The sequence below is a fragment of the Streptomyces nanshensis genome (assembly GCF_001751255.1).
Lineage (GTDB): Bacteria > Actinomycetota > Actinomycetes > Streptomycetales > Streptomycetaceae > Streptomyces > Streptomyces nanshensis_A.
In genome coordinates, this window is the sequence record NZ_LJGW01000262.1 from 1 (window position 1) to 9,225 (window position 9,225).

9 protein-coding genes are annotated in these 9,225 nt (G+C 71.9%); 5 read left to right on the forward strand and 4 right to left on the reverse strand.

What is annotated here, in order from left to right:
• Positions 1–74 precede the first annotated feature (74 nt).
• Positions 75–671, reverse strand: coding sequence for a TetR/AcrR family transcriptional regulator (locus AN218_RS15555; RefSeq protein ID WP_070017485.1), 597 nt, complete (start codon positions 669–671; stop codon positions 75–77).
• Positions 672–784: 113 nt separating this feature from the next.
• Here AN218_RS15555 and AN218_RS15560 point away from each other — a divergent pair, with 113 nt between their 5' ends.
• The 3 genes from AN218_RS15560 (at position 785) to AN218_RS15570 (ending at position 3,512) form a co-directional block, all read left to right on the forward strand.
• A complete protein-coding gene (locus AN218_RS15560; protein ID WP_070017486.1) occupies positions 785–2,377 on the forward strand; it encodes an MDR family MFS transporter in 1,593 nt (530 codons plus the stop codon).
• 81 nt (positions 2,378–2,458) lie between these two features.
• Positions 2,459–2,947 carry a helix-turn-helix transcriptional regulator gene (locus tag AN218_RS15565; RefSeq protein WP_244900467.1) on the forward strand — a complete coding sequence of 163 codons (489 nt, stop codon included), beginning with the start codon at positions 2,459–2,461 and terminating at the stop codon, positions 2,945–2,947.
• A gap of 97 nt (positions 2,948–3,044) precedes the next feature.
• Positions 3,045–3,512 (forward strand): VOC family protein, encoded by a 468-nt coding sequence (locus AN218_RS15570; protein ID WP_070017488.1) that lies wholly within the window; start codon positions 3,045–3,047, stop codon positions 3,510–3,512.
• A 122-nt stretch (positions 3,513–3,634) separates the two neighbouring features.
• Here AN218_RS15570 and AN218_RS15575 read toward each other — a convergent pair whose 3' ends face one another.
• Complete coding sequence (locus AN218_RS15575; protein ID WP_070017489.1) at positions 3,635–4,591, reverse strand: HhH-GPD family protein; 957 nt, start codon at positions 4,589–4,591, stop codon at positions 3,635–3,637.
• A 1,009-nt stretch (positions 4,592–5,600) separates the two neighbouring features.
• Between AN218_RS15575 and AN218_RS38260 the strand changes: the two genes are divergently transcribed.
• Entirely contained in the window at positions 5,601–5,966 is a 366-nt protein-coding gene (locus AN218_RS38260) for a hypothetical protein (RefSeq protein WP_244900468.1), read from the forward strand.
• 90 nt (positions 5,967–6,056) lie between these two features.
• On the opposite strand, the gene disA is transcribed toward AN218_RS38260, so the two are convergent.
• Positions 6,057–7,184, reverse strand: coding sequence for a DNA integrity scanning diadenylate cyclase DisA (disA, locus tag AN218_RS15585; RefSeq protein WP_070017490.1), 1,128 nt, complete (start codon positions 7,182–7,184; stop codon positions 6,057–6,059).
• 70 nt (positions 7,185–7,254) lie between these two features.
• Positions 7,255–8,676 carry a DNA repair protein RadA gene (radA, locus tag AN218_RS15590; RefSeq protein WP_070017491.1) on the reverse strand — a complete coding sequence of 474 codons (1,422 nt, stop codon included), beginning with the start codon at positions 8,674–8,676 and terminating at the stop codon, positions 7,255–7,257.
• A gap of 305 nt (positions 8,677–8,981) precedes the next feature.
• Here radA and AN218_RS15595 point away from each other — a divergent pair.
• Positions 8,982–9,225 (forward strand): hypothetical protein (locus AN218_RS15595; RefSeq protein WP_171908690.1); only part of this gene is annotated, 244 nt, incomplete at its 3' end.

A 9,225-nucleotide genomic window follows, 5' to 3' on the forward strand; every position in this document is an offset into this window, starting at 1 on the left:
CGCGGAATGCGCGGAATGTACAGGCGGACGGGTCGACGGACGTGCGCGGAGGCGGACCCTCCGGCTCCCGGCCGTCAGCCGGGCTCGCCCGCCGCGGCGGCGTCCGTACGCTCCCCGTTCCGGCCGTGCGCCGTCGTCAGCAGATCCTGTGCGACTTCGAGGACCGCGCGGCGCTTGTCCTCCTGGGAGCCCTCGATGCCCTGGAGCGTGAACATCCCCGCGTGCATGGTGAACAGCGCGGCGGAACAGCGCACTTGATCGCTCAGGTCCGCGCCGGGCAGCCGCACGATGTCGAGCAGCTCCACCAGCCGTTCCTTGAAGGACTCGCCGATGCTCAGCTCCCGCATCGTCGCCTGGTTCTCCTGCATGAAGCGGTGCAGGCGGTGCGCGTCGTGCAGCACCTCGCTGTAGCGGCGCAGCACCTCCAGCCTGGTCTCCAGTCCCGGCTGCTGCTCGCGGGCCCAGGCGATCAGCTCGTCGCAGGGACGGCTGAGGTCCTCGAACAGGCTGATGACGATGTCTTCCTTGGTCTTGAAGTGGTAGTACAGCGCGGCCTTGGTGACGCCGAGATGTTCGGCGATCTCCCGGAGCGAGGTCTTCTCGTAACCGCGCTCCGAGAACAGCTCCAGCGCGACGTCCTGGATGCGCTGCCGTGTGTTGCCCCTGCTCATGAGCGCCGGCTCCTCGTCCTCCGAAAAACTTACTTGACGCCCGGCTAGTAGCGTCTTACGTTGCTCATGCTACTCAACTAGCCGGGCGTCAAGTAAGGGAACGGGGAAGCGGAATGAGCGCAGGAACGGCGGCGGCACCCGCCGGAGAAGGGACCGGCAGCCCCGGCCCCAGCGTGCGGATGTCGGTCTTCGCGCTGATGATCGCCGTGATGCTGGCCATGCTCGACAACATGATCGTCGGCACCGCGATGCCCACGATCGTGGGGGAGTTGGGCGGCCTGGAGCATCTCTCGTGGGTCGTGACGGCCTACACCCTCACCACCGCCGCCTCCACACCGCTGTGGGGAAAGATCGGCGACATGTACGGGCGCAAGGGCGTCTTCCTCACGTCGATCGTGGTCTTCCTCGCCGGCTCGGTCGCCTCGGGCGCCGCGCAGAGCATGGACCAGCTCATCGGCTTCCGCGCCCTGCAGGGCCTCGGCGCCGGCGGCCTCATGGTCGGCGCGATGGCCATCATGGGCGAGCTGGTGCCGCCCCGTGAGCGCGGCAAGTACATGGGGATGATGGCGGGCGTGATGTCGCTCGCCATGATCGGCGGCCCGCTGGTGGGCGGCACCCTCACCGACCACCTCGGCTGGCGCTGGGCGTTCTACATCAACGTCCCGCTCGGCGGCATCGCGCTCCTCATGGTCGTCACGCTGCTGCATCTGCCCGGCAGGCGTGCACAGGGGAGCATCGACTACGCGGGGGCCGCGCTGCTCACGGTGGGGATCACCTCCGCCGTCCTCGTCACGAGCTGGGGCGGTACGGAGTACGACTGGTCCTCGCCGCAGATCCTCGGCCTCTCCGTGCTGGCCGTCGCCTCGGTCGCGGCGTTCCTCGTCGTGGAGCGGCGGGCCGCGGAACCCGTGCTGCCGCTCGGCGTCTTCCGCAGCCGGAACTTCTCGCTGATGACCGTGATCGGCTTTCTGCTGGGCTTCGTGATGTTCGGCGCGATGACGTTCCTGCCGCTCTACCAGCAGAGCGTCCAGGGCGCCTCGGCCACCAACTCGGGGCTGCTGCTTCTGCCGGTGCTGCTGCCGATGATGGTCGTCTCGGTCACCACGGGCCGCGCCACGACGCGTACGGGCAGATACCGCGCGTACCCGCTGATCGGCGGCGCCCTCATCCCCGTCGGGCTCTTCCTGCTCGCGCAGCTCGACGTCGGTACGAGCCGGGTCACCTCGGCGCTCTACATGGCGGTGCTCGGCGCCGGCATGGGCTTCCTGATGCAGCTCACGATGCTCATCGCGCAGAACAGCGTGGAGCTGAAGGACATGGGCGTGGCTTCGTCCACGACCACCCTCTTCCGTACGATCGGCGGCTCCTTCGGCGTCGCCCTGATGGGCACCCTCTTCGCCGACCGCGTACGGGAGACGATGGCCGAGCGCGCGGGCGCGGCGGCCAAGGCCGCGGGCGGCGGATCCGGCGGCGGCAGCGGTACGCCCGCCCAGCTCGACGCGGCCTCGCTGGCGCGACTGCCCGCACCGGTGCGGGAGGCGTACGAGTACGCGGTGGCCGACGGCACCCATCTGGTCTTCCTGACGGCCGCGGCGACGGCGCTGCTGATCTTCGTCGCGACGCTGTTCGTCAAGGAGGTGCCGCTCAAGGACGGCAGCCAGGCACCGCAGGAGGAGGCCGCCGCCGAACCGGTCGCCGGCGTCTGACCGGGACGGCGCCGGGCCGGACCCGCACGGAGGGGGAGCGGGACCGGCGCCGGTGTCGGTCCCGTGTGGCAGCCTGACGGCATGAACACCCCGGGTATGGCGCGGCTGCGCGCGATGCGCCTGGCCAAGGACGCCATGGACCGCGACTGGGCGGACCCGGATCTCGACCTGGACGCGGTCGCGGCGTACGCGGGTTATTCGCGCTACCACTTCGTCCGCGCCTTCAAGGCCGCCTACGGGGAGTCGCCGGGCCAGTATCTCGCCCGCCGCCGCATCGAGCGGGCGGAGGAGCTGCTGCGCTCGGCCGGCCTCTCGGTGACGGAGATCTGCATGGCCGTGGGCTTCACCAGCCTCGGCACCTTCTCCGCCCGCTTCAAGAAGCAGACGGGCACCAGCCCGAGCGACTACCGCAGACGCCATGTGCGCCGGGCCGCGGCGATGATCCCCGGCTGCTACGCGATGCTCTTCACCGGCGGCTTCAAGGAACGTCAGCACCCCGCGCCGCAGGACGAGCCGAAGGGCGCCCCGGAGGAGCGCAACAACGGAGAAGCACCGGCCAGGCCGCTCTGAGACGGTGACACGACAGCCGGGGCAGAGCCGGGAGCAGCGCGTTCCCACGGCTCTTCCCCGTCCACTCCCCGTCCACCGCGACCACCCGGAGCACACCGTGATCAAGAGTCTGTCCATCGTCACCGTCTGGACCACCGACCAGGAACGGGACAAGAAGTTCTTCGTCGAGACCCTCGGCTTCACCGAACGCATGGACCTGCACATGGGCGACATGCGCTGGATCACCGTCAGCCCGCCCGGCCAGCCCGAGGTCCAGCTCACGCTGATGCGCCCGGACGGACCCGGCCTGGACCCGGAGTCGCAGAAGGCCGTCGAGACACTGGTGCACAAGGGAGCGCTGGGGGCGGGCGTCTTCGCCACGGACGACTGCCGCGCGACGTATGCGGAACTGAAGGCGAAGGGCGTCGAGTTCGTCCAGGAGCCGCAGGAGCGTCCGTACGGAATCGAGGCGCTGTTCCGCGACCCGTCCGGCAACTGGTATTCGCTCACGCAGCAGTGGCAGCAGGAGGGGCTGGACATGAGCAAGCCCTGGAGCGGCTGCGTCGAGGAGGGCGAGGAGGGCTAGGACGGCGCCGCGGGCTGACGGCGGCACGGACACGGCGACGCCGCCGGTGCCGGAGCACCGGCGGCGGCCGGAAAGAGGGTCTGCATGCGGCCCTTGACCGGGCCGGTACGAGGAGCGTCGGGTCAGGTCATCGGCAGCCGGTAGACCCCGCCGGGCAGCGGCTCGACCAGACCGTCGGCCACCAGCCCGTCCAGCGCGCGGGCCCGCTGCACGGAGTCGTTCCAGACCCGGTCCAGCGTGGCCTGCGGCACCGGCGTGACCGCCTCGCGCAGCACGGCCAGCAGCTTGCCGCGCACCTGCCGGTCCGTACCGGCGTAGGTCTGGGTGCGGCGCGGAGGGTCGACGTGCTCGGGGCAGCCCGCGAGCTGCCAGGCGCAGAGATGGGTGATGGGGCACTTCGAGCACGAGGGTGCGCGCGCGGTGCACACGAGCGCCCCCAACTCCATCGTGGCGGCCGCCCAGCGCGCCGCGGTCTGCTCGTCCTCGGGGAGCAGCGCGCGGGCGAGCTTGCGCTCGGCGGCGGTGGTCGCGTTCGGCGGGTACTGCCGGCCGGTGACCGCGCGTGCGAAGACCCGCCGGACGTTGGTGTCCAGGACCGCGTGCCGCTGTCCGTACGCGAAGGAGGCCACGGCCGCCGCCGTGTACTCGCCGACGCCGGGCAGCGCCAGAAGCTGTGCGTGCTCCTTCGGCACGTCGCCGCCGTGCCGTTCCGCTATGGCGGCCGCGGCGCCGTGCAGCCGCAGAGCACGCCGGGGATAGCCGAGCCGGCCCCAGGCGCGTACGGCCTCGCCGGGCGCCTCGGCGGCCAGGTCGGCGGGGCGGGGCCAGCGGCTGAGCCACTGCTCGTACACCGGCAGCACCCGGTTCACGGGCGTCTGCTGCAGCATGAACTCGCTGACCATGACGCCCCACGCGCCCGCTTCGGGGCGGCGCCAGGGAAGGTCTCGGGCGTGTGCGTCGAACCATTCGACGACGGGTGAGTGGAGTGCGCGGGCGGTCTGCTCGACGGAGCCGGTGCTCTCCGCCGCGTCGTGGCCGGGCTCGGGCTCGGGGGGTGCGGTCTCGGTGGTCGCAGTCATGGCAGGACCGATCCTGACACGGGGGCAGCCGCCCGAGAAACGCGACGCACAGGGCGACGGGTGACGTCTGTGCGGACTCACGCGCAGGTGACGCCCCGGCCGGGACGGCGAGTTGGGCCCGTGGGGCGCGAAGTGGGCGTCGGCGTCGGCGAGATCGCGGCACACGGACGCGTGATCTTCGCCGTGCGGGGCGTTGGCGTATGTGGTCTTACGGGCAGCCGTACGGGCCGTCGGCAGGGGAGCCGTACGGCGGTGGTGCGGAGGACGGCGGGCCTGAACGCGGAGGCTGCGGGCGGGTGTTGGCGCCGGGAGCGGGGTGCGGAGGTCCGCTCATGGAGCGTCACAGCAGCCGATGCGCCGTGCGTGTGCGGGGTTTTCGCGATTCGATCACGGCGTATCCGCACGTTCATCATAAAAGTTGCCGCATCGTGCGACGGGTACCGGGCTGTGGCGCGGCAGTTGTCTCGTAAGGTTTCCGCGTGGGATCACTGCGTAATCCGATCGGCCCTCTCCCTTCCTCCATCTACTGGCGCAGAAGGGCAGTTGCTCTTGTCGTCGTGGCGCTGCTGGTTCTCCTGGCGGTCTGGGCGTTCGGCCTGGGCGGCGGTGACAGCGGCAACCAGGGCAAGGGCGACGACAACAAGCCGCCCGTCAGCACGATCACCCCGGGCCCCACGGAATCCGGCCCGACGGTCCCCGGACGCCCCGGCGGGCGCGACGAGACGACGGACGGCGGCGGCTCCGAAGGCGGTTCGGGCGGCGAGGACGACGGTGGTGCCGGGGGTCCGGGCGGCGGCTCCGACGGCGGCTCGGGCTGGCAGCCCGGCACCGGCGGCAGCGGTTCGTCCGGTTCTGCTTCCTCCGGTTCTGGCTCCTCGGGTGCGTCCGGTTCCGGCGGTGGCGGCGACGGTGCGGGGGGCGGCAGCGCCTCTGGCGGTTCGGGCTCCGGTTCCGGCTCGGCGGGCGGTGCGGCCGTACCGGCGGNCCGGGCTGCGGCTCGGGTGTCACGGTGTCGCTGCGCAGTGTCCACAAGGAGTACAAGGCCAAGGAGAAGCCGAAGTTCGAGCTGACGGCGAAGAACAAGCGCGGCACCGCGTGCAAGCTCGACCTGGGCCGCGAGGCGTCGGTCGTGACGATCAAGGACGCCGACGGCAAGAAGATCTGGGCCTCCGACGACTGCGTACGCGGTGAGAAGCCCGCGCTCTACCAGGTCCCCGCGAGCGGGACCTCGGTGCACACCTTCACCTGGTACCGCGAGCCCAGCGCGGCCGACTGCGGTACGCCGTCGAAGAGTTCGGTCGACTCCGGCGACTACGAGATCGAGGTGGACGTCAAGGGGCTGAAGAAGCTCGACGCCTCCTTCGAACTGACGTAGCGGAAGCGGAAGGGGGCGGGCGTCTCCGTCCCGCGCGCCGTCACCTCGGCCCGGTACGTCTCGCTCCCGTACGTCTCAGTTCCGTACGTCCTAGACGTAGCGCTCCAGAATGCTCGACTCCGCGAGCCGCGAGAGGCCCTCCCGTACCGAACGGGCCCTTGCCTCGCCCACGCCGTCGACCGTCTGCAGATCGTCGACGCTCGCCGCGAGCAGCTTCTGCAGACCGCCGAAGTGTTCGACGAGCCGGTCGATGACCGCGCCCGGCAGCCGCGGCACCTTCGCCAGCAGCCGGAAACCGCGCGGCGAGACCGCCGAGTCGAGCGTCTCGGGGGCGCCGCTGTAGCCCAGCGCCCGCGCCACCGTGGGCAGTTCGAGAAGCTCGGAGTGCGTGAGCCGGTCCAGTTCGCTGAGGGCCATGCCGACCGTACGGGAGCGGCGTCCGCTCGGCTCCGGCACATAGTCGCGGGCCACCAGTTCGCGCTCGGGCTCGACGCCCGCGATCAACTCGTCGAGCTGGAGGGAGAGCAGCCGCCCGTCCGTGCCCAACTCCACGACGTACTCCGCGATCTCCGTGGCGATGCGGCGCACCATCTCCAGCCGCTGCGCCACGGCGGAGACGTCGCGGACCGTCACCAAGTCCTCGATCTCCAGGGCCGAGAGCGTGCCCGCGACCTCGTCGAGCCGCAGCTTGTAGCGCTCCAGCGTGGCCAGGGCCTGGTTGGCGCGGGAGAGGATCGCGGCCGAGTCCTCCAGGACGCGGCGCTGCCCGTCGACGTACAGGGCGATCAGCCGCATCGACTGGCTGACGGAGACCACCGGATAGCCGGTCTGGATCGAGATCCGCTGCGCGGTGCGGTGCCGGGTGCCCGTCTCCTCCGTGGGGATCGAGGCGTCCGGCACCAACTGCACGCCCGCACGCACGATCTTGGTGACGTCCTTGTCGATGATGAGCGCGCCGTCCAGCTTGCACAGCTCGCGCAGCCGGGTCGCGGTGAAGTCCACATCGAGGACGAAGCCGCCGGTGCACAGCGGTTCGACGTTCTTGTCCATGCCGAGGAGGATGAGTCCGCCGGTGTTCCCCCGCAGGACCCGCTCCAGGCCGTCGCGCAGGGCCGTACCGGGCGCCACCGCGCTGAGCGTCGCGCGCATCAGGCCCTCGGCACCGGATCCTCCCCCACCGGTCCTGCCGGGAGCTGCTGCCCGGTCATTGGCTGCCACGGCACTCCTTCGGTCGTTCGTGCGTACGGCTGGGACCGGGGCAAAGTCTACCGGCGGCGCGCGTGGCACCCTACTGCGCTGGCGCCGCCGCACCCTCCCGTAGCTCGCCCGTCGCCCTGGAGCGGACGGGCAGCACCGCCAGCGCCTCGCCGATGTCGGCGACCTCGCGGACCCGCATTCCGTCGGGGACCTTGCCGGGGTCGGCCGGTACGAGCGCGTGTGTGAAGCCGAGGCGCGCGGCCTCGGCGAGGCGGCGCTGCACCCCGGTGACCCGCCGCACCTCGCCGGCGAGCCCGACCTCGCCGATGGCGACGAGGTTCTTCGGGAGGGGGGTGTCGCTCGCGGCGCTCGCGAGGGCGAGGGCGACCGAGAGGTCGGCGGCCGGCTCGGAGAGCTTCACGCCGCCGACCGTCGCGCTGTAGATGTCCCGCTTGCCGAGCGCGCTGATCCGGCCGCGCTGCTCCAGGACCGCCAGGATCATCGAGACCCGCGAGGTCTCCAGACCGGACGTGGTGCGCCGCGGGGAGGGGATCTGGCTGTCGACCGTGAGCGCCTGCACCTCCGCGACCAGGGGGCGCCGTCCCTCCAGCGTCACCGTGAGGCAGGTGCCCGGCACGGGCTCGGAGCGCCGGGTGAGGAACAGCCCGGAGGGGTCGGCGAGTCCGGTGATGCCCTCGTCGTGCAGCTCGAAGCAGCCGACCTCGTCGGTCGTCCCGTACCGGTTCTTCACTCCGCGCACCAGGCGCAGTCGTGCGTGCCGGTCGCCCTCGAAGTGCAGCACCACGTCGACGAGATGCTCCAGCAGCCGCGGCCCCGCGATCGAACCGTCCTTCGTGACATGGCCGACCAGCAGCGTCGACATGCCGCGCTCCTTGGAGGCCCGGATCAGCGCCGCGGCGACCTCGCGGACCTGCGCGACACCGCCGGCGGCGCCGTCGATCTCGGGGGAGGCGACCGTCTGCACGGAGTCCAGGACGAGCAGGCCGGGCCGCACCTCGTCCAGGTGCGCGAGGACGGCGGACAGGTCCGTCTCCGCGGCGAGATAGAGGTGGTCGCCGACGGCGCCGATGCGGTCGGCGCGCAGCCGCACCTGGCCCGCGGACTCCTCGCCGGTGATGTAGAGCGTGCGGTGGGAGGCACCGGACGCCTTCGCCGCCACGTCGAGCAGCAGCGTCGACTTGCCCACGCCGGGCTCGCCCGCGACCAGCACCACCGCTCCGGGCACCAGCCCGCCGCCGAGCACCCGGTCCAGCTCGGGGACGCCGGTGCCGCGCGCGGCGACCCGGGTGGTGTCGACCTCGCCGATGGGCAGCGCGGACGCGGAGACGCGGCCGGGCGTCGTCGTCCGCACGGCGGGGGCGCCGCCGGTCTCTTCGACGGTGCCCCAGGCGTGGCACTCGGGACAGCGGCCGAGCCACTTCGCCGTCTGCCAGCCGCATTCCGAACAGCGGTACGTGGGGCGGTCCTTGGCGGAGGGTTTGCGGGCAGCCATGGACGCCACCGTAGACGGGGGCACCGACAGCGAGGCGGGGAGCCCGCGGTGCGGGGCCTCGGCCGGGGCAGCCGGTATCTGCCCTGCCGACCGGTGCCGGCCGGTGCCGACCGGTGCCATGGGTCCCGGCCGGTCCCAACTGGCCCAAGCGCGCTGCCCGTTCCCGCCGGGTCACTCGTGCGTGGCGTCCCGGCGGTGACCTCCGTAAAGCAGTTCGTCCCCTTTCGAGGGAGATGGTCACCCGTAAGGATTAAACCTGGGCAACCTGGTCCGCAGTGGATGCATCGCCCGCCTACCGTCTCCGGGTGATGAGCAGCAGGCGCGACCACCACACGCACACCACCGGCGCACACCGCGCGGTCCCGGTGCGGCGGCACAAGCAGGAGCAGCGCTCCGCCCGTGCCAAGACCTTCGGCGGTGCCGGGGCGTTCCGCAGGACCGGGGCCAACGGCCAGGCGCGGGCGGCGGCTTCGGCCGTCGCCGAGGATCCGGAACGTTCCGCCGCACCGCGCGGCGCGGGCGCGACGTCCGGCACGGTGCCCTCGTCCG

What these genes read in the sequence shown, in the direction of transcription:
- AN218_RS15560 (WP_070017486.1), top strand. Translation starts at nt 785, where the DNA reads ATGAGCGCAGGAACGGCGGCGGCACCCGCCGGAGAAGGGACCGGCAGC.
- AN218_RS15565 (WP_244900467.1), top strand. Translation starts at nt 2,459, where the DNA reads ATGAACACCCCGGGTATGGCGCGGCTGCGCGCGATGCGCCTGGCCAAG.
- radA (WP_070017491.1), bottom strand. Translation starts at nt 8,676, where the DNA reads ATGGCTGCCCGCAAACCCTCCGCCAAGGACCGCCCCACGTACCGCTGT.
- AN218_RS15555 (WP_070017485.1), bottom strand. Translation starts at nt 671, where the DNA reads ATGAGCAGGGGCAACACACGGCAGCGCATCCAGGACGTCGCGCTGGAG.
- AN218_RS15575 (WP_070017489.1), bottom strand. Translation starts at nt 4,591, where the DNA reads ATGACTGCGACCACCGAGACCGCACCCCCCGAGCCCGAGCCCGGCCAC.